Consider the following 19843-nt stretch of genomic DNA (forward strand, 5'->3'; position numbering starts at 1 on the left):
CGGCCGCAGCTCCAGTTCGTAGACTGGCTAGGGAAAGCGCTAGAATAAACATGGTCCGGTCTTCCGACTTCCAGCCCGGTGGGCGTGATTCCCGCCAGCAGGACACCGTTGCGGCTTCGCCGCAGCGCACCTGCGTGGGCTGCCGCCGTCGGGATGACCAGGCCGGTTTGCTGCGTTTGGTCACAGCAGATGGTGCGAGCACCGTCGTCGTAGATCAATTTCGCCGCCTGCCCGGGCGGGGTGCTTGGCTGCATCCCCAACCCGAATGCCTGGCAATGGCTGTGAAGCGGCGTGCCTTCAACAGGGCCTTTAGGGGTAAAGTTGATAGCCGTGCCGTGGAAGGTTACTTCCAAGCACTTGATCCGGCCGCGGAAAACGCGACCGGATCACACCAACCGTCCAACCTGAAAGCGGGTCAGAAAACTGATGGAAACCCGATGAGTGCCAAGTGATGAGTGCCCAACGATGACTTATCTGTTGTGCGCTGCCCACGGTCTGAGTGCGATGTGCGTTCTGCACGGCACGGAAGGCCGCAGCAAGAAATAGACGGTTCGTGCCTGGCTCGGTGCGGACCGAGACAGGAGAAATGTGGCCAAGGTCCGCGTACACGAGCTCGCGAAAGAGCTCGGTATTACCTCGAAAGATGCAGTAGCAAAACTGCAGGAACTGGGCGAATTCGTCCGGTCCGCCTCATCCACGATTGAGGCTCCCGTCGTGAAGAAACTTCGCGACGCCTACCCTGCCGCTCCGGCGAAGAATGCTTCCCCCGCTCCGGCAGCCAAGGCTGCACCGAAGCCGGCGGCTGCTCCGACGCCCGGGCCCAAAACCGAAGCGAAGCCAGCTGCCGCACAGCCGGCCGCACCCAGTGCGCCCGAAGCGCCTGCTGCGCCGGCCGCCCAGGCTCCGGCTCCTGCAGCACCGGCTCCCCAGGCTCCGGCTCCGGCCGCGCCTGCAGCACCGGCGGCTCCGGCTGCCAAGGCCGATACTCCGGCACCGGCGAAGCCAGGCGCAGCAGCACCGGCGAAGCCCGGCGCCGCTGCTCCGCGTCCGGGCGGCACTCGTGCAGGTGGCGCCCCCCGCCCCGGCAACAACCCGTTTGCTACCTCGCAGGGCATGCCCCGCGGCGCCCGTGGCGACCGCGAGCGTGATGGCGAGCGTGCACCGCGTCCGGGAAACAATCCTTTTGCAACGTCCCAGGGCATGCCCCGCGGCGGTCGTGACGGGGCTCCCCGTCCGGCGGCAGCAGGACAGGGCGGGCCGCGTCCGGCTGCAGGCCAGGGCGGTCCCCGCCCCGGTGCTCCGCGTCCGGGTGCTCCCCGTCCGGGTGCCCCGCGTCCCGGCGCTCCCCGTCCGGGTGCTCCCCGTCCGGGCGGCGGTCCCGGCGGTGCACGTCCGACTCCGGGCATGATGCCGAATCGTACCGAGCGTCCGGCACCTGCCGGCCGCGGCGGTGCTCCGGGCCGTCCGGGTGCTCCCGGCCGTCCAGGTACAGGTGGTCCCGGTGGCGGTGCGCCCGCCGGCGGTGGCTTTGGCAAGGGTGGCCGCGGACGCGGTGGCACCCAGGGCGCCTTCGGTAAGGGAGGCGCCGGCCGCGGCAAGCAGCGCAAGTCCAAGCGCGCCAAGCGTCAGGAACTGGAGCAGATGAGTGCTCCGTCGCTGGGTGGCGTGAGCGTACCCCGCGGCGACGGGAAGACTGTTGTGCGCCTGCGCCGTGGTTCTTCGATCACGGACTTTGCCGACAAGATCGAGGCAAACCCGGCCGCACTGGTCACCGTGCTGTTCCACCTCGGCGAAATGGCCACGGCCACGCAGTCGCTGGACGAGGAAACCTTCGAACTGCTGGGCGAGGAACTGGGCTACAAGATCCAGGTTGTTTCCCCCGAGGACGAAGAGCGCGAGCTGCTGGACTCCTTCGACATCGACCTCGAAGCCGAACTCGAGGCTGAGGGCGATGAAGAGCTGGAGAAGCGTGCGGCCGTTGTCACGGTCATGGGCCACGTTGACCACGGTAAGACCCGACTGCTCGACGCCATCCGCAACACCAAGGTTGTCGAAGGCGAGCACGGCGGCATTACCCAGCACATTGGTGCATACCAGATCGGCGTCGAGCACGATGGACGCGACCGTCGGATCACCTTTATCGATACTCCGGGCCACGAGGCGTTCACCGCCATGCGTGCCCGTGGTGCGAAGGTCACCGACATCGCCATCCTGGTTGTCGCAGCCGATGACGGCGTCATGCCGCAGACCATCGAGGCGCTCAACCACGCCCAGGCGGCCAATGTGCCGATCGTCGTGGCCGTGAACAAGATCGACAAGGAAGGCGCCAACCCGGACAAGATCCGCGGCCAGCTGACCGAGTATGGTCTGGTTCCGGAAGAGTACGGCGGCGACACGATGTTCGTGGACGTCTCTGCGCGTCAGAACCTGAACATCGACGATCTGCTTTCGGCCGTGCTGCTGACTGCAGACGCTGCGCTGGACCTGCGTGCCAACCCGAACAAGGACGCCCGCGGTATCGCTATCGAAGCGAACCTGGACAAGGGCCGTGGTGCGGTGGCAACCGTGCTGGTCCAGTCCGGTACGCTGCATGTCGGCGACACGATCGTTGCTGGTATTGCCCACGGCCGCGTCCGCGCCATGTTCAATGAGAACGGCGACACGGTCGAAGCCGCGGAGCCGTCCCGTCCGGTCCAGGTCCTGGGTCTGTCGACCGTGCCGCGTGCCGGCGACACCTTCCTGGTTACCGACGACGAGCGGACCGCCCGCCAGATCGCTGAGAAGCGTGAGGCTGCGGACCGCAACGCCGCCCTGGCCAAGCGCCGCAAGCGCATCAGCCTGGAAGACTTCGACAAGGCTGTTGCCGAGGGCAAGGTTGATACCCTCAACCTCATCCTCAAGGGTGACGTTTCCGGTGCGGTTGAAGCTCTGGAAGACTCGCTGCTCAAGATCGACGTTGGCGAAGATGTACAGCTGCGCGTCATCCACCGCGGTGTCGGCGCCATCACGCAGAACGACGTCAACCTGGCGACGGTCGATAACGCGATCATCATCGGGTTCAACGTCAAGCCCGCCGAGCGCGTGGCTGAACTGGCTGACCGAGAGGGCGTTGACATGCGCTTCTACTCGGTCATCTACTCGGCCATCGACGATATCGAGCTGGCCCTCAAGGGCATGCTCAAGCCGGAATACGAGGAGTTCCAGCTTGGTACGGCTGAAATCCGCGAGATCTTCCGTTCGTCCAAGCATGGAAACATCGCAGGTTCCATCGTCCGCTCCGGCATCATCCGGCGTAATACCAAGGCCCGTGTCAGCCGCGATGGCAAGATCATCGGCGACAACCTCAACGTTGACTCGCTGAAGCGGTTCAAGGATGACGCCACCGAGGTCCGCGAAGGCTTCGAGTGCGGTATCGGCCTGGGGTCGTTCAACGACCTGAAGGAAGGCGACATGATCGAGACCTTCGAGATGCGCGAGAAGCCGCGCGCCTAGGGATTCTCCGATGCAGGCGCCTGGCGGTCACGACCGCCGGGCGCCTGCACTTTCACCAACACACCATGAGGAGGGGCTATGGCCGATCCAGCACGCGCCGCAAAACTGGCAGACCGGATTAAAGTTGTGGTTGCACAAGCGCTGGAGCGCAGGGTCAAGGACCCGCGGCTCGGTTTTGTCACCATTACGGACGCCCGCGTCACCAACGACTTGCAGCACGCCACGCTTTACTACACGGTTTTCGGCGACGAGACCCAGCAAGCGGACACCCGCAAGGCGCTGGAGTCCGCGAAGGGGGTCCTGCGCTCCGAGGTGGGCAAGAACATCACGGTACGGCTGACCCCGACCCTGGAGTTCGTCCCGGACGAGATCCCGGTTAACGCCAGTCATCTGGAGGAACTGCTGCGGGCCGCCAAGGCCCGCGATGCCGAGGTTGCGGCCCTGGCAGAAGGCGCAGTTTTCGCCGGCGAATCCGATCCTTACCGCAAGGACGAAGAGGACGACGACGAAGAGGGCTTTACCGACGAACCGGACGAGGCAGCCAAGTAGCCTACGCCGATCCGCAGTGCAGAAGGCGGCAGACCTTACGTCTGCCGCCTTCTGGGTGTCCCCGGCAGTCCGATGGTGGCTGCACCTAGCGTGACGCCGTGCTGTTACCGGAGACGGACCTTGATCACCTGTCCGGCCGCAGGCATCTGCGGTGCAGCGTTCATGGTGGCGTAAAGGGTCCGGCCCTCGATCTCCACCGCTCCCGGGACTTTGGTCTTGAGGAACGTACGCACTCTGTCGCTGCCCTCCTTGACGACGGAGATCTTGTCGCCGAACATCTCGGCCACATAAATAGCCCCGCGCCTGCTCAGCGCCAGCCCGGTGGCGCCGGCGAATCCGTCCGCTATTTCGATAGTCTTTCCCGTCCTCGGGTGGACCTTGTAGACGGCGCCGAGTTCTCCCCAGCTGGTGTCTTCGGCCCCGCCGGGCAGCGTGCTGACGTACAGCCAACCGTCGTCGCCGATTTCCACGTCGGTAGGTACCGGCTCAAGATACAGACGTTCACCGACAACGCAGTCCGGCAGTTTCTTCTCCCGGGCCAGCTCCTCGGTGATTTTGACCCTGGTCGCGGGAAGTACCGCAACGGTCCTCACCCGTTCGGAATCTTTGTTGATCCTGAAGATCGCGTTGGCTCCGGCATCGGCCACAAAGATACTGCGCCGGTTCACCGCCGTGGCATAGGCGTGCGAATCCACGCCGCCTTTGTACTTGTCGGGCCGGTCCATGGGCATCTTGATCCTGTCGAGGCAGCTCTTGCTGTCGACGTGGCGGAAGCCATAGGTCACGTTCCCGTCCGGATTATGCTTGGCCTCATGCTTGGCAACATCGGCGATGTCATGGATCCTGCCGTCATCGGACCGGGACTTGATCACCTGGACGTTCGGTGCAGGATCGTGTTCGCCGGCACCGGTACCCTCCATGAAATACAAGGTGTCACGGAAGCGCGATACCGCGCCGACTTCCGTGCCCTTCTGTGCCGTTTTATAGACATTGCGCAAGTCCCCGTCCTCCGTGATGCGGTCGAGGGCGCCAGCGAAGTTTTGTGTCACGTAAACCTCGGTGTTGTGCCTGCCAGTCGCCAGGCTCAACGGAGAGAACAGCGGGGGATCCACGGTGAGCGTTTCGACGTGGCGCGGACGGGGATCATCACCGTGCGCCGCGTTATCTGGGGCGATCCCGGAGGTCAGAACCATTCCAAGGGCGATGGGCAAGGCGATGTATAGCTTGGTGCTTTTCACAGCTATTGCTCCTGTGCATGACCGGCAGGCGTGCCCGGCAGGCACGGATGGGGCCTGTTGGATGAAGATGTTAATGCCTATGAGGCAACAGCACCGGCGGCCCTCGGTGCTCCCCAACGGCTGCTTCCCTGATAGCAGTAGGGTCAAGGTAGTCCTGCGTTATCCCGCTGTCAACGATCAAAGGATTAATGGAAACTATGGAAAACAATGCTGATCGCGTAGCCGAATATCTGGCCCGGACGGTAGCCCTGGCCGTGCGCAACGTCGATGCCGAAGGTGGGCCCTTCGGCGCGATTGTGGTGGCCCCTGACGGAAGGATCTTCGAGGGCAGTAACCGTGTGACCGCCAACAATGATCCGACGGCGCATGCGGAAGTCGTGGCCATCCGCCATGCCTGCAGCGAACTCGGAACCTTCAATCTGACCGGCTGCTCCCTCTACAGCAGTTGCGAACCGTGTCCGCTATGCCTTTCCGCTGCGCTCTGGTCGAGGCTGGACCGGGTGTACTTTGCCGCCGACCGCCACGATGCTGCCCGGGCCGGCTTTGACGACGCCGCCTTCTACGACTACATCCAGGGCCGGGGAGATCTTAGTCTCATGCCGGTGGAGCAGATTGTGGTGCCGACCTCGCAAGAACCCTTCCGCAGCTGGGAACAACTCGATGCCAAAACGGAGTACTGAGGTTCCCGGGGCCGCCGCCGGCTTGACTGGACCGGGCAGCCAACCCCATATACTGAAAGGCGTGAATTCCGGGCCGGTCCGTTCAGGACTAATAATCGTGGACAAGCCGCAGGGGTGGACCAGCCATGACGTGGTGGGCCGCATGCGGCGGCTGGCGGGGACCCGAAAAGTGGGCCATGCCGGCACCCTGGACCCGATGGCCACCGGTGTGCTGGTGGTGGGCGTCAACCGGGCCACCCGGCTGCTGACCTACATCGTAGGCACCTCGAAGACCTACACGGCAACCATCAGGCTGGGCCAGTCGACCGTCACGGACGACGCCGAGGGGGACGTCCTCAACGAAACCATTGCCGCCGCGGTCACCGAACAGGAGATCCATACCGCCGTCGCCACGCTGACGGGAGAAATCCAGCAGGTTCCCAGCAGCGTTTCCGCCATCAAGGTCAACGGCGAGCGGTCATATGCACGGGTCCGGGCCGGCAACGAGGTGAAACTGGCTGCCCGGCCGGTGACCGTCAGCCGTTTCGATATCCATCAGATCCGGCGCGAACGCGGCGGCAAACTGCTCGACGTGGACGTGACCGTGGAATGCTCGTCCGGAACGTACATCCGTGCCCTCGCCCGCGACCTCGGCAATGCGCTGGGAGTGGGCGGGCACCTGACGGCCCTTCGCCGCACGCAGGTCGGGCCGTACAGCATCGAGGCAGCAGCAACGCTGGAGGAACTGGCAGAGGAACTGCAGATGCTCGAGCTGGACGATGCTGCGCGCGCACTGTTCCCGGCACGTGAACTCAACGACGCCGAAGCAGCCGATCTGTCCCATGGACGGCGGATCTCCGCCGGGCAGGACCCGGCGCCGGTGGCAGCGTTTGCGCCGGATGGAACTTTGGTTGCACTTTTGGAGAACAAAGGCGAAACGGCCAAGCCCCTGCTGGTGTTCGCCGCCGGGAATGATGAGGGTAAGCGTTAGTGGTCGTCGACGGGTTTTTCATTACCGGAGCAGTCGTTTGCCTCCTCGCCGCACTGATTTGCCTTGTCGCTGCGGTGATCAAGCAGCCGCCCAATGACATCACGATCCTTTCGGTAGCCGCCGTCGAGCTCTTCCTGCTGGTGTACGGCATTGCCGCCATCGTGCGGCAGGCCGGGGGAGAGGCAGTCGCGGGAGAGGTCTGGGAGTTCTGGGGGTACTGGATTACCGCCCTGCTGGTCCCGGTCGCGGCCTTCTGGTGGTCCATTCTGGAGCGAACCCGCTGGAGCAACCTGATCCTGGGTGCGGTGGGCCTGACCATTTTCGTGATGCTCGTGCGGATGGAGCAGATTTGGGACGGAGCCTTGGCAGTATGAAAGCGGAGAACAGCATGACTTCCCCTCAGGAAACCCCGGCAGAACCGGTGGAAACCGGCTCCCGTTCAAGCGGACCGGGTCGGCTGATTGTGGCCGTATACGGTGTCTTCGCCATCTCGGCCACGGCCCGCGCGTCCTATCAGATCGCCACGAAATTCGCCGAGGCACCGGTTGCCTACCTGCTCTCGGCCTTTGCCGCCTTGGTCTATATCTTGGCCACCGTTGCTTTGGCCAAGAAGGGCCTGCGCTGGTACTGGATCTCCGTCGCTGCCATCAGTATTGAACTGCTCGGCGTTGTCGCCGTGGGTCTGCTGAGCCTGCTGGATCCGGCCCTGCTGCCGGAGGACACCGTATGGTCCGGCTTCGGGCAAGGCTATGGCTACATCCCGCTGGTTCTGCCGCTGCTCGGACTCTGGTGGCTCTGGCGGCACCGGGCCGGGCAGGAACGAATGCGGTAATACCGCCGCGATCGTCCATAATGGACAACGGCGCCGCCGGATTTTTACCGGTGCGCCGAGACTGAACAGCTCATGAATAGCTAACGATGCGAGGAGCCTGCTGTGCACTACTGGAAAGACCTGGCCGAAGTACCTTCCGGTTTTGGTCCATCAGTGGTAACGCTGGGCAATTTCGACGGCGTGCACCGCGGCCACCAGCAGGTGCTGGCCAAACTCGTGGAGACTGCCGCACGCCACAGCGCCAACGCCGTCGCCATCTCGTTCGACCCCCATCCCGCACAGATCCACCGGCCGGAGGCAGCGCCCCAGCAGATTATGGGGCTGCAGGACCGTATCGAGGCGCTCGAAGAGACCGGTATCGACGGCCTGCTCATGATGACCTACACGCTCGAACTGGCAGCGGATACGCCGGAGGAGTTTGTCCGCAAAGTCTTCGTTGAAGCGCTGGGGGCGTCCGCCGTCGTTATTGGCCACGATGTCCGGTTCGGCAAGGGCAATTCCGGTGACCTGAACACCATGCAGGAACTCGGTGAGCAGTTCGGCTTCGCCGTCGACGTCATCGAAGAATACGGCTCGGACCAGCCGGACGCGCCGGAGTCCCACCTCAGGGGCAGGCGCTGTTCCTCCTCCTGGGTCCGGGAAGCACTGGCCGAGGGCGACGTGGTGACGGCTGCCCAGGTGATGGGCCGGCTGCACCGGGTGCGCGGCGAGGTGGTCCATGGGGATGCCCGCGGCCGCGAACTGGGTTTCCCGACCGCTAACCTTTCCCCGGATGCCAGCGGGCTGATCCCCGCTGACGGCGTCTACGCCGGCTGGTTGATCGACGCCTCGGGTCGGCGCTGGCCGGCCGCCATCTCGGTGGGTTCGAACCCGACCTTCGAAGGCGCCAGCCGCCGGGTCGAGGCCCACGTGATCGACCGCCCGAAGGAAGCGAACGGGGACTTCGACCTCTACGGCCAGCAGGTCGTGGTGGAGTTCGTCCACCGGCTGCGCGGCATGGTGGCCTACACCGGACCGGAGGCTTTGATCGCCCAAATGGAGATCGACGTCGACCAGTCCCGGGCCCTGCTTTCGACAGACTAACGCCCGGACAGGTAAACTGAGGGCTGAATTCGGCTGCGGTCCGTGGCGGCTGGATTTCTCTATGCTCGCTCCGGCAATCCCGGCCGAGCGCGGAGACCCCGGCAGCGAAGTGCTGAAACGGGCCTCACGGCACAACTTCTAGGAGTTATTGTGGCATTGGACGCCGCTATCAAGCAGGAAATCATCAAGGAATACGCCACCCACGAGGGCGACACGGGTTCACCCGAGGTACAGATTGCAGTTCTGTCCCGCCGCATCTCGGACCTGACGGAACACCTGAAGATGCACAAGCATGACCACCACACCCGCCGCGGCCTGATGGCCCTGGTTGGTCGTCGTCGCCGCATGCTGGCTTACCTGCGCGACACCGACATCACGCGCTACCGTGCGCTCATTGAGCGTCTCGGCCTGCGCCGCTAGTCTGCTGTGAAGGCGGCTCTTTCTGAACTGCTGAAGGCATAGGAAAGAGCCGCCTTCGCTTTGCTTGGCGCAAACCCACCGGCCGGGATCCGGCAGGTGGGCAACCATAATTACAAAACAGGAGTGACCGGCGTCGTAAGCATTCGCGGTCCTCGGTAGTGATTTCCGGGAGTGGCCGGTGCAGCAAATGCACAGCCGCCCGGGGGTCTCGATCGAAGACCGGGTGTTGACAGGCCCCATGGCCAGCCGCAGGCGCTTCCCACCGAGGGAAGCAGGCAAGTCTGGGCCGATGCTGGTTACCTCCGACACCACAGAAACGGAGGTGACTCTCTTGGAGGGTCCCGAAATTCAGTTCTCGGAAGCGGTCATTGACAATGGCCGTTTCGGCAAGCGCGTTATCCGGTTTGAAACCGGCCGCGTTGCTCAGCAGGCCGCAGGCTCGGCGATGGTCTACATCGACGAAGACACCGCACTGCTGTCCGCCACCACCGCCGGCAAGTCCCCGCGCGAGGGCTTTGACTTCTTCCCCCTGACGGTGGATGTCGAAGAGCGCATGTACGCCGCCGGCCGCATCCCCGGATCGTTCTTCCGCCGCGAAGGCCGACCGTCCACAGAAGCCATCCTGGCCTGCCGCCTGATGGACCGCCCGCTGCGGCCGGCCTTTGTAAAGGGTCTGCGCAACGAGGTGCAGATCGTTGTCACCGTCCTGGCGATCAACCCGGACGTGCTGTACGACGTCGTCGCGATCAACGCGTCCTCCATGTCCACCCAGCTCTCGGGCCTGCCGTTCTCCGGCCCCATCGGCGGCGTGCGCGTGGCGCTGATCGAAGGCCAGTGGGTTGCGTTCCCGAAGCACACCGAACTGGAGAAGGCCGTCTTCAGCATGGTTGTTGCCGGCCGTGTCGCCGGTGACGACGTTGCCATCATGATGGTCGAGGCCGAAGCTACGGACAACGCTTGGCAGCTGATCAAGGAAGAGGGCGCCCCCGCCCCGACCGAAGAGGTTGTTGCCGAGGGTCTGGAAGCGGCCAAGCCGTTCATCAAGTCCCTGTGCGACGCTCAGGCTCAGCTGGCCGCGGCCGCTGCCAAGCCGACCGTCGAGTTCCCGGTCTTCAAGGACTACGAGGACGATGTGTTCGCTGCCGTGGAAGCCGCTGCTGCCACGAAGCTGACCGAGATCTTCTCGATCGCCGACAAGCAGACCCGCAACGATGCTGCGGACGACTTCAAGGCCGAGATCCTGGCGCAGTTCGGCGGCTCCGAGGAAGCCCAGTTCGCCGGGCGCGAGAAGGAAGTTTCGGCTGCCTTCAACTCCGTCACCAAGCAGGTAGTCCGCCAGCGCATCCTGAAGGACCAGGTCCGCATCGACGGCCGTGGCCTGACGGACATCCGCACGCTGACCGCCGAGGTAGAGGTTCTGCCCCGCGTCCACGGTTCAGCCATCTTCGAGCGCGGCGAAACCCAGATCATGGGTGTCACCACGCTGAACATGCTCAAGATGGAACAGCAGATCGATTCGCTGTCGCCGGTAACGCGCAAGCGCTACATGCACAACTACAACTTCCCGCCCTACTCCACCGGTGAGACCGGCCGTGTCGGTTCGCCGAAGCGCCGCGAAATCGGCCACGGTGCCCTCGCCGAGCGCGCCCTGGTTCCGGTGCTGCCCTCGCGTGAAGAATTCCCGTACGCCATCCGCCAGGTCTCCGAAGCTCTCAGCTCCAACGGCTCCACCTCGATGGGCTCGGTCTGCGCCTCGACGCTGTCCCTGCTCAACGCCGGTGTGCCGCTGAAGGCTCCGGTTGCCGGCATCGCCATGGGTCTGGTTTCCGACCAGGTCGACGGCGAAACCCGCTACGCGGCGCTGACCGACATCCTCGGTGCCGAAGATGCCTACGGCGACATGGACTTCAAGGTTGCCGGTACTGCCGAATTCGTCACCGCGATCCAGCTCGACACCAAGCTGGACGGCATCCCCGCCTCGGTTCTGGCCGCCGCACTGAAGCAGGCCCGCGAAGCGCGCCTGCACATCCTGGGCGTACTCGAGGCCGCGATCGATACCCCGGACGAGCTTTCCGAGTTCGCGCCGCGGATCATCTCGGTGAAGATCCCCGTGGACAAGATCGGCGAGGTCATTGGCCCGAAGGGCAAGATGATCAACCAGATCCAGGAGGACACCGGCGCAGACATCTCCATCGAAGATGACGGCACCGTGCTGATCGGCGCCACCGACGGCGGCTCCGCCGAGGCAGCCCGCTCCGCCATCAACGCCATCGCGAACCCGCAGGTTCCCGAGGTCGGCGAGCGTTACCTGGGCACGGTCGTCAAGACCACCACGTTCGGCGCCTTCGTGTCTCTGACACCGGGCAAGGACGGCCTGCTGCACATCTCCGAGCTGCGCAAGCTGGCCGGCGGCAAGCGGGTGGACAATGTCGACGAAGTTGTCTCCGTAGGTCAGAAGGTCCAGGTCGAAATCACCAAGATCGACGACCGCGGAAAGCTCTCGCTGTCCCCGGTAGTTGCCGAAGAGGCGGCCGGCGACGAGGCTTCCGGCGAGGACGTCCTGGAGCCGGCGGAAGGTTCCGCAGAGTAAATGCCTGAAGCATTTGGCAACGAACTCCCCGCTGCAGAGTCACGCTCTGCGGCGGGGAGTTCCGCTATGTCCCGAGGAATCCATTTGCCCTTATCCGCCACTGAAGGCCATACGGACGCCACCGATCTCGGCGGGGCCGATCCCACGTTGATCCACGGTGATCCGGGCGGCTCCGTTGTGCGGCGTTCCGTGCTCCCCGGCGGCGTCCGAGTGCTGACCGAAGCGATGCCCGGACAGCGTTCGGCGACCATCGGTTTCTGGGTCGGCGTTGGCTCCCGGGACGAGGCGGAGGGCCAGCACGGCTCGACGCACTTCCTGGAGCACCTGATGTTCAAGGGAACGAAGCGGCGCACGGCGCTCGACATCGCGTCGGCTTTTGACGAGGTCGGCGGGGAATCCAATGCCGCGACGGCGAAGGAAAACACCTGCTACTACGCCCGCGTGCTCGACACCGATCTGCCGATGGCCATCGACGTCATCGCGGACATGATCACCTCCGCCGTGCTCGACAACAGCGAGCTGGAGCAGGAACGCGACGTCATCCTCGAAGAACTGGCGATGGACAATGACGACCCCTCGGACGTCTGCCACGAGAAGTTCGTCGAGGCCGTCCTGGCCGGCCACCCCCTTGGCCGGCCCATCGGCGGTACTCCCGAGGCGATCATGGCCGTGCCCCGCACCGCTGTCTGGGACCACTACCAGCGGTACTACCGTCCGGATGAGCTGGTTGTGACCGCAGCGGGAGGATTGGAGCACGACGACGTCTGCCGGCTGGTTCTGCAGGCTCTGGAAGGCGCGGGTTGGGTACTCGAACCCGGAGCCGCACCGGTACAGCGCCGCTCCGCCGAGCGCACGGAGATCACCTCCGTAGCCGGCATCCACGTCCACCGGCGTCCGGTCGAGCAGGCCAACATCGTCATGGGCTGCCAATCCATAGTCGCCACCGACGAGCGCCGGTTCGTGATGAGCGTCCTCAACGCCGTCCTTGGTGGCGGCATGTCGTCGCGGCTGTTCCAGGAAGTCAGGGAAAAGCGCGGGCTTGTCTACGCCACGTACTCCTTCGCGGGGTCCTACGCGGATGCCGGCTACTTCGGTATGTACGCGGGCTGCTCTCCGGCGAAGACCAAGCAGGTTATCGAACTGCTGGGTGCCGAGCTGGACAAGCTGGCCTCGGACGGAATTACGGCCGAAGAACTGCGCAAGGCAGTCGGGCAGTTGTCCGGCGGCATCGTCCTGGCGCTGGAAGACAGCGGGTCGCGGATGTCGCGGCTTGGCCGGGCGGAACTCGTCTCTGGAGAGTTCCTGGACGCGGACGAGACGCTGACGAGGATCCGCGTGGTCACGCCGGAGGAAGTGCAGGCGCTGGCTGCCGAACTGGCCGCCGCACCGCGCACGGTAACCGTCGTCGGTCCGTTTGATTCACCGGCGGACTTTGGTCTCTGAGGTTCCGTAATTTCCACCCGGCGGCCGGGTGTCCGGGAAAGAAACCGGGCACCCGGCCGCCGTTATTTTGGGCGCCTGCGGGACGAGCCTGCGGGGTATTCCGCGCTACATGACACACGTCCCGCCGTGTAGCGGGCCTGTCGCGGGCAGGAAATATGAATGGACTCCACCGGCGTACTAGACTGATTCCGGCTGTGGGTGACTGCAGTCACATGCATCTACCGCACCGCAATTGGAGAATGTTTTGGAAGACTTAACGGAGTTTCTATCGGCCGTTAGTTCGGTTGTCTGGGGTCCATTTCTGCTCATACCGCTGCTGCTGGGCACCGGTCTTTACCTGACGATCCGCTTGGGTGGAATGCAGTTCCTGAAACTGGGCGTGGCGCTCCGGCTCGGACTGTTCACGCGCAAGGACGCAGGGGCCGAGGGCGATATTTCGCAGTTCCAGGCGCTGACGACGGCCCTGGCTGCCACCGTGGGCACGGGCAACATTGTCGGCGTCGCCACCGCTATTGGTATCGGCGGCCCCGGCGCCCTGTTCTGGATGTGGGTGACCGCGCTGCTGGGGATGGCGTCGAAGTACTCGGAGGCCTTCCTGGGCGTCCGGTTCCGCACCACCGACGATGCCGGCGAAAAGTCGGGCGGACCGCAGTATTACCTTGAGCGCGGCATCAAGAACCGTTTCGGTAAGATCCTGGCCCTCTCCTTCGCCGTCTTCGCGTTCCTGGCCTCCTTCGGTATCGGCAACATGACCCAGGGCAACTCCATCGCGACGAACGTTGAGAGCAGCTGGAACATCCCGCTGTGGGTCACCGGCGCAGTGCTGTCCGTCCTGACGCTGCTGGTGCTGGTGGGCGGAATCAAGTCCATCGGCCGCGTGACGGCAGGCTTTGTTCCGGTCATGATCGTGTTCTACGTGCTCGGGGCCATCTACATCCTGATTGCTAACATCGACGGCGTTCCTGCCGCCCTGGCCCTGATCTTCACCGACGCCTTCACCGGCACGGCTGCCGTTGGCGGGTTCACCGGTTCCGCTATCATGCTGGTCATCCAGATGGGCGTGGCCCGCGGCATCTTCTCCAATGAGTCGGGCATGGGGTCGGCCGCGATCGCGGCTGCTGCAGCGCAGACAACCCATCCGGTACGTCAAGGCCTGGTCTCCATGACGCAGACCTTCATCGACACGATCATCGTGGTTACCTGCACCGGGCTGGTGATAATCACCACGGGCGTTTGGGATCTCGGCGGCGATTCGGCAGCGCTGATGACCGGCGAGGCGTTCAGCCACGGCCTGCCTGGCGAGTGGGGCCACTGGATCGTCACCATCGGGCTGGTCCTGTTCGCCTTTTCGACGATTCTTGGCTGGGCGTACTACGGCGAACGCAACGTTGAGCGGTTGTTCGGCCGGCGCGGCGTGACTCCCTACCGGGTGGTCTTCTCCCTGGTGGTCTTCATCGGCTGCACGGTTCCGCTGGCGGTGGTCTGGAACTTCTCCGATGTGATGAATGGCCTGATGGCCCTGCCTAACCTCCTCGGGCTGCTCATTCTCTCCGGCCTGATTGTGCGCGAGACCCGGCACTACCTCAAGCATGATCCGGAGCTCAAGGCAAACAAGGACGAGATCGAGGCATTCATGCGGGACCAGCCCGGCTGGGACGAGTGGAAGGCCGGCGACGTGGTCGGGTCCTCGCACCATCATGAGCGTCAGGTGCCGCAGGGCGGGGGCCGATAGCGCTCAACAGCGGCGTCTAGCTGCGATGAAGGCCCCGTTTCTGGTTACCGGAAACGGGGCCTTCATGTTTGAGGATTCTGCCGAAGTACGCTGCCTGACGGCCACCCTTCGACACGGGTGGTTAGCCGCCGGCGAAGGGCGGGAGGATGTCGATGATGTCCTGATCTTCAAGGACTGCCGAACGGTCCTTGCAGGCAATCTCGTTGCGCAGGAAACTGCTGCGCGCGATCACCGACTCCAGCGCCGGTGCACCCTTGGACTCTGTACCTGCGTGCGGGTGTTCCCGGACCAGCACGTCCAAAACGTCGGCCAGGGTGCCGCCTTCGGGCAGGACAACCTTTTCCTCTTCGACGCCGGCCGCGGCCTGGGCCGCGCCGAAGTATCTGATCAACAACAACAAATCAACCGCCGATCGCGCTCATGCTTCGCTCGGGCTGGACGAAGTCTTCGGCGCCCAGCCCGGTATGGTCCATTCCGTGTGCCCGTGGTTTGGCCCACATCGCTTCCCGCCACCGTTCGGCGACGGCATCGTCCCCGGCGCCGCTGCGGAGCAGATCGCGCAGATCAGTTTCCTCATGGGAGAACAGGCAGGAACGGACCTTGCCTTCGGCCGTGACCCGGGTCCGGCGGCAGTCCGCGCAGAAAGGCTCGGTAACCGAGGCGATGATGCCTACGGTGCCGACTACGACGCCGGGGGCAGAGCGCCGTCGTACTTCCCACCTTTCCGCCGGGGCGCCGTCACGGCGCCGCGGATCAGCGGTGAGGACGAACTCCTGCTCCAGCAGGGCACGGATCTCGGCGGCCGAAATCATGTTTTTCCGGGTCCAGCCGTGGTCTGCGTCGAGTGGCATTTGCTCGATGAAGCGCAGTTCGTAGCCGTGGCTGACGGCCCATTCCAGCAGGCCGGCGGCTTCCTGGTCGTTAATGCCGCGCATCAGTACCGCGTTGATCTTGATCAGACCGAGGCCCACCCGGTGTGCTTCTTCGATCCCCTTGAGCACGCGGTCCAGGAAAGGCCGGCGGGTGAGCTGGGCGAAGGTTTCCGGATGCAGGGAATCCATCGAAACGTTGATGCGGGTCAGACCGGCGTCCTTGAGTATCCGGGCCTTCTTGTCCAGTCCGAGGCCGTTGGTGGTCAGCGACACCGGCAGATCCGGATGGTTGTTCCGGACGCCGGCGATGATGTCCGTCAATCCGGCGCGCACGAGGGGCTCTCCGCCGGTCAGGCGCAGTTCGCGCACACCCAGGTGGTCGACGGCGATGTCCACCAGCCGGACGATTTCGGTGTCCGTGAGGACCTGCTCCTTGTTCAGCCAGTCGAGACCCTCGGCCGGCATGCAGTAAGTGCAGCGCAGATTGCATTTGTCCGTCAGCGAGATGCGCAGATCTGTCGCGGAGCGGCCGAAACGATCAATCAGCCCGGCGCCGGCATCCACCGGACGCGCGGCCAAGGCAGCAGTGCCGCGGGCGCCGGCTGCGACCTGCGGCATCCCCAAATTAACGCTCATGTATCGAGGGTACGTCAGCGCCGGGTGCCTTGCCGAGCCCCGTCTCCCCATGTGGACAGCCGCTAGCTGGCATTCACCTGTTCAACCCGCAGATGCGGAACTATGCTTAGGTTCGTGACGCAAATACGAGTAACAGAGGCTGCGCGCTTCCTCGGGGTCAGTGACGATACCGTCCGACGATGGATCGACGCCGGTACGCTGACCGGGCAGCGCGATGCCGCCGGGCGGACCGTGGTCGCCGGGACGGAGCTGGCCGCCCTGGCCAAAGAACAGGCCGCCCTGCCGGCGGACCTGGCGGCGGCCGGCAGTTCGGCCCGGAACCGCTTTGTGGGGCTGGTGACCTCCGTGGTGATGGACACGGTGATGGCGCAGGTGGAGCTGCAGTGCGGCCCGCACCGTGTCGTATCGCTGATGAGCGCCGAGGCCGTCCGCGAGCTGGGGCTGGAACCCGGCTCGGTGGCCACCGCCGTGGTGAAGGCAACTAACGTGATCGTGCAGACGCCGGCCGCCCAGCCAGTGAGGGGCCGGCCGTGAGATCGACGGTACAGCAGGCCAGCCGGAGGACTGCAAGGCCCGGGCGGCTTGCCGTAGGACTGCTGGCGCTGGCGGGAACCATGGGACTTGCTGCCTGCGGCACCGGTCCGGACGGCGCAGCCGGTCAAGGAGGCGCGGGGGAGAGCACCATTACGGTCTATGCGGCCGCGTCGCTGGCCGCACCGTTCACTGCGCTGGCGGAATCCTTCGAGGCCGATGTCCAGGGCAGCACCGTGCGCCTGAACTTTGCCGGATCGGCCGATCTCGCCACCCAGATCATCGAGGGCGCGCCGGCTGATGTCTTTGCCTCGGCGGACGCAGCCACCTTGGCGCGCGTGGAGGAGTCCGGGGGAGTTGCCGGCAGCGTGCAGGACCTGGCCACCAACACGCCGGCCCTCGTGGTGCCGTTCGCCAACCCTGCGGGCATCGAAACGCTGGCGGACCTGGAACGGCCGGACGTGAAGCTGGTGCTGTGCGCCCCGCAGGTGCCGTGCGGTGCTGCGGCCCGGAAAGTGGCCGAGGCCGCCGGCGTGGGACTTGCGCCGGTCAGCGAGGAAAATTCGGTGACGGCGGTCCTCGGGAAAGTGACCGCGGGCGAGGCGGATGCCGGCTTTGTGTACCGGACCGACGCCGTGCGCGCCGGGGACAAGGTCCGGACCATCCCCGTGCCGCATGCCGCGAACGCCGCGGTGACCTACCCGATCGCGGTTACTGCCGGCGCCGCCGGAACCGGCCGGGAGGAGCTCGCCCGGGAGTTCGTGGAATATGTGACCGGTGAGCAAGGGCAGCGTGTGCTCACCGACGCGGGGTTTGGCAGGCCATGACCATCGGTCCAGCCGGCACACGCCCCGGACGGGACGGAACAGCCGGCCTCGGCGCGCCGCCGCCCCTGGCGGGGCGGCAGTCCGGCCGGCGGGGGACTACGGGGCTGCCGGCCGCGGTCTTCATCTTCGCCGCGGCCGGAACCGTGCTGGTGCTGCTGCCGTTGCTGGCCATGGCGCTGCGGGTGGACTGGGCCGGTTTCTGGCCGTTGATTACGAGCGACGGCGCACTGGCCGCCTTGGGCCTGAGCCTGCGCACCGCGTCCGCCAGCACCCTGGTGTGCCTGCTGCTGGGCACGCCGCTGTCACTGGTGCTGGCCCGCTCCAGTTTCCCGGGCCGCAAGCTGCTTCGGGCGCTGGTCCTGCTGCCGCTGGTACTGCCGCCCGTCGTCGGTGGTATGGCCCTGCTCTATACCTTCGGCCGCCAGGGCCTGCTGGGCAGCACCTTGGAGCTCTGGGGGATCCAGATCGCCTTCTCCACCACGGCCGTTGTCCTCGCGCAGAGCTTCGTTGCGCTGCCGTTCCTGGTGCTCAGCGTTGAAGCGTCGCTGCGCAGCGCGGGCAGCCGCTACGAGCAGGCCGCCGCCACCCTGGGCGCCCGTCCTTCGACAGTGCTGCGCCGGGTGACGCTGCCTCTGCTGCTGCCCGCGCTGGCGTCGGGCACGGTGCTGTGCTTCGCCCGGGCGCTGGGCGAGTTCGGTGCCACCTTGACCTTTGCCGGCAGCCTGACCGGCGTGACCCGGACCTTGCCGCTGGAAATCTACCTCCAGCGCGAGACGGATCCGGACGCCGCCGTGGCCCTTTCGATGCTGCTGGTCGCGGCCGCCGTCGTCATTGTGGCGCTGACCTACGGCCGCACCGGCCGCCGGAACGGGGGCAGGCAGTGAGTTTTACCCTGCAGGCCGCCTTGGCCGAGCGGCAGCTGGACGTCAGCTTCAGGGTGAACGACGGCGAGACCGTCGCCCTAATGGGAGCGAACGGGGCCGGGAAATCCAGCGTGCTGGCCATCATCGCGGGGCTGGTCCGCCCGGACCAGGGCGAGGCGGTGCTGGACGGGCGCGCCTTGTTCGGATCGGGCACCGTCCTGCCGCCGCACCGGCGGTCGGTGGCGTTGCTGTCCCAGGATGCGCTGTTGTTCCCCCAGCTGAGCGCGCTTGAGAATGTCGCCTTCGGCCCGCGGAGCCAGGGAGTCCGGAAGCGGGCCGCCCGGAAGCGTGCCCTGGAGTGGCTGGCGGAGGCCGAGGCCACGCACCTGGCCGCGCGCCGCCCGGCCGAGCTGTCCGGCGGACAGGCCCAGCGTGTGGCGATCGCCCGGGCATTGGCGGCGGAACCAAACCTGCTGCTGCTGGACGAACCGCTCGCGGCGCTGGATGCCACAGTGGCTCCGGTGATCCGGCGCATGCTCCGGCGGGTGCTCGCCGGCCGCCGCGCCGTCATCGTCACCCACGATATTCTCGATGCCCTCCTGCTGGCGGACCGCGTCCTGGTCCTGGAACACGGCCGCGTGGTGGAGCAGGGCACGCCGAAGCAGCTCATCGCGCATCCGCGCAGCGCCTTCACCGCGGAACTGGCCGGCCTGAACGTCATCGGCGGCACGGCGGCCGAGGATGGCCTGCGCGCGGGCGAGGGCCAGCCCGGTATTCCCTCAGGATCGCCGGTGGCGGGGACAGCAGTCCAGCCGCTGGAACCGGGGGAGTCCGCGGTGGCCGCCTTCCGCCCCGCTGCCGTCTCCGTCTTTGCCGAGCGGCCGCACGGCAGCCCGCGCAATGTGCTGGCGGTGACCGTTGACGATCTGGAGCCGGCCGCCGGACACTTAAAGGTACGGGCCGGTCAGCTCGCCGCGGAGGTCACGGCTGCTGCCGCGGCCGAATTGGATATCTACCCGGGCCGCAGCATGTTCTTCGCCGTGAAGGCGGCGGAGGTCAGCATTTATCCGGCCAAGGGCGCCTGA

At 65.5% G+C, this 19843-nt stretch carries 19 protein-coding genes; 16 read left to right on the plus strand and 3 right to left on the minus strand.

Features of this window, described 5'->3' with window-relative positions:
• Window positions 1-50: 50 nt before the first annotated feature.
• The 3 genes from AC3A4M_RS18230 (at window position 51) to rbfA (ending at window position 4041) form a co-directional block, all read left to right on the plus strand.
• The gene (locus AC3A4M_RS18230; RefSeq protein ID WP_498737496.1) at window positions 51-452 is read left to right on the plus strand and encodes a YlxR family protein; all 402 of its coding nucleotides are present in this window, start codon (window positions 51-53) and stop codon (window positions 450-452) included.
• A 136-nt stretch (window positions 453-588) separates the two neighbouring features.
• Window positions 589-3492 (plus strand): translation initiation factor IF-2, encoded by a 2904-nt coding sequence (gene infB, locus AC3A4M_RS18235; RefSeq protein WP_498737497.1) that lies wholly within the window; start codon window positions 589-591, stop codon window positions 3490-3492.
• A 78-nt stretch (window positions 3493-3570) separates the two neighbouring features.
• Window positions 3571-4041, plus strand: a complete 471-nt coding sequence (gene rbfA, locus AC3A4M_RS18240; RefSeq protein ID WP_139005976.1) for a 30S ribosome-binding factor RbfA — start codon at window positions 3571-3573, stop codon at window positions 4039-4041.
• A 104-nt stretch (window positions 4042-4145) separates the two neighbouring features.
• Here the strand turns inward: rbfA and AC3A4M_RS18245 are convergent, their stop codons facing one another.
• A complete protein-coding gene (locus AC3A4M_RS18245) occupies window positions 4146-5279 on the minus strand; it encodes a ScyD/ScyE family protein (protein WP_498737499.1) in 1134 nt (377 codons plus the stop codon).
• 188 nt (window positions 5280-5467) lie between these two features.
• Between AC3A4M_RS18245 and AC3A4M_RS18250 the strand changes: the two genes are divergently transcribed.
• The 9 genes from AC3A4M_RS18250 (at window position 5468) to AC3A4M_RS18290 (ending at window position 15029) form a co-directional block, all read left to right on the plus strand.
• The gene (locus AC3A4M_RS18250) at window positions 5468-5959 is read left to right on the plus strand and encodes a nucleoside deaminase (protein ID WP_498737501.1); all 492 of its coding nucleotides are present in this window, start codon (window positions 5468-5470) and stop codon (window positions 5957-5959) included.
• Window positions 5940-6929, plus strand: coding sequence for a tRNA pseudouridine(55) synthase TruB (gene truB, locus AC3A4M_RS18255; RefSeq protein WP_498737502.1), 990 nt, complete (start codon window positions 5940-5942; stop codon window positions 6927-6929). The genes AC3A4M_RS18250 and truB overlap by 20 nt, the downstream gene beginning before the upstream one ends.
• Window positions 6929-7303 (plus strand): hypothetical protein, encoded by a 375-nt coding sequence (locus tag AC3A4M_RS18260; protein WP_498737503.1) that lies wholly within the window; start codon window positions 6929-6931, stop codon window positions 7301-7303. Before truB ends, AC3A4M_RS18260 begins: the two co-directional genes overlap by 1 nt.
• Window positions 7304-7317: 14 nt before the next feature.
• The gene (locus AC3A4M_RS18265; RefSeq protein ID WP_498737505.1) at window positions 7318-7761 is read left to right on the plus strand and encodes a hypothetical protein; all 444 of its coding nucleotides are present in this window, start codon (window positions 7318-7320) and stop codon (window positions 7759-7761) included.
• Window positions 7762-7863: 102 nt separating this feature from the next.
• Window positions 7864-8844 (plus strand): bifunctional riboflavin kinase/FAD synthetase, encoded by a 981-nt coding sequence (locus tag AC3A4M_RS18270; RefSeq protein WP_498737507.1) that lies wholly within the window; start codon window positions 7864-7866, stop codon window positions 8842-8844.
• Window positions 8845-8994: 150 nt separating this feature from the next.
• Window positions 8995-9264 (plus strand): 30S ribosomal protein S15, encoded by a 270-nt coding sequence (gene rpsO, locus AC3A4M_RS18275; protein ID WP_074702713.1) that lies wholly within the window; start codon window positions 8995-8997, stop codon window positions 9262-9264.
• A 331-nt stretch (window positions 9265-9595) separates the two neighbouring features.
• Entirely contained in the window at window positions 9596-11854 is a 2259-nt protein-coding gene (locus AC3A4M_RS18280; RefSeq protein WP_498737611.1) for a polyribonucleotide nucleotidyltransferase, read from the plus strand.
• A 66-nt stretch (window positions 11855-11920) separates the two neighbouring features.
• On the plus strand, window positions 11921-13297 hold the full coding sequence (locus AC3A4M_RS18285; RefSeq protein ID WP_498737509.1) for a M16 family metallopeptidase: 1377 nt from the start codon (window positions 11921-11923) through the stop codon (window positions 13295-13297).
• Window positions 13298-13541: 244 nt separating this feature from the next.
• Window positions 13542-15029, plus strand: a complete 1488-nt coding sequence (locus AC3A4M_RS18290; protein WP_498737511.1) for an alanine/glycine:cation symporter family protein — start codon at window positions 13542-13544, stop codon at window positions 15027-15029.
• A 121-nt stretch (window positions 15030-15150) separates the two neighbouring features.
• Here AC3A4M_RS18290 and AC3A4M_RS18295 read toward each other — a convergent pair whose 3' ends face one another.
• Together AC3A4M_RS18295 and moaA are read right to left on the minus strand one after the other, a co-directional pair.
• On the minus strand, window positions 15151-15423 hold the full coding sequence (locus tag AC3A4M_RS18295) for a MoaD/ThiS family protein (protein ID WP_498737513.1): 273 nt from the start codon (window positions 15421-15423) through the stop codon (window positions 15151-15153).
• A 7-nt stretch (window positions 15424-15430) separates the two neighbouring features.
• Window positions 15431-16537, minus strand: a complete 1107-nt coding sequence (moaA, locus tag AC3A4M_RS18300; RefSeq protein ID WP_498737514.1) for a GTP 3',8-cyclase MoaA — start codon at window positions 16535-16537, stop codon at window positions 15431-15433.
• A 114-nt stretch (window positions 16538-16651) separates the two neighbouring features.
• Here moaA and AC3A4M_RS18305 point away from each other — a divergent pair, with 114 nt between their 5' ends.
• From AC3A4M_RS18305 to AC3A4M_RS18320, 4 genes are read left to right on the plus strand one after another with little or no spacing between them, the layout of a single operon-like run.
• Window positions 16652-17071 carry a TOBE domain-containing protein gene (locus AC3A4M_RS18305; RefSeq protein WP_498737516.1) on the plus strand — a complete coding sequence of 140 codons (420 nt, stop codon included), beginning with the start codon at window positions 16652-16654 and terminating at the stop codon, window positions 17069-17071.
• Complete coding sequence (gene modA / locus AC3A4M_RS18310; RefSeq protein ID WP_498737518.1) at window positions 17068-17895, plus strand: molybdate ABC transporter substrate-binding protein; 828 nt, start codon at window positions 17068-17070, stop codon at window positions 17893-17895. The genes AC3A4M_RS18305 and modA overlap by 4 nt, the downstream gene beginning before the upstream one ends.
• On the plus strand, window positions 17892-18779 hold the full coding sequence (locus AC3A4M_RS18315; RefSeq protein ID WP_498737519.1) for an ABC transporter permease: 888 nt from the start codon (window positions 17892-17894) through the stop codon (window positions 18777-18779). The genes modA and AC3A4M_RS18315 overlap by 4 nt, the downstream gene beginning before the upstream one ends.
• The gene (locus tag AC3A4M_RS18320) at window positions 18776-19843 is read left to right on the plus strand and encodes a sulfate/molybdate ABC transporter ATP-binding protein (protein ID WP_498737521.1); all 1068 of its coding nucleotides are present in this window, start codon (window positions 18776-18778) and stop codon (window positions 19841-19843) included. Before AC3A4M_RS18315 ends, AC3A4M_RS18320 begins: the two co-directional genes overlap by 4 nt.

Source organism: Arthrobacter sp. Soil_C_60 (assembly GCF_057656375.1).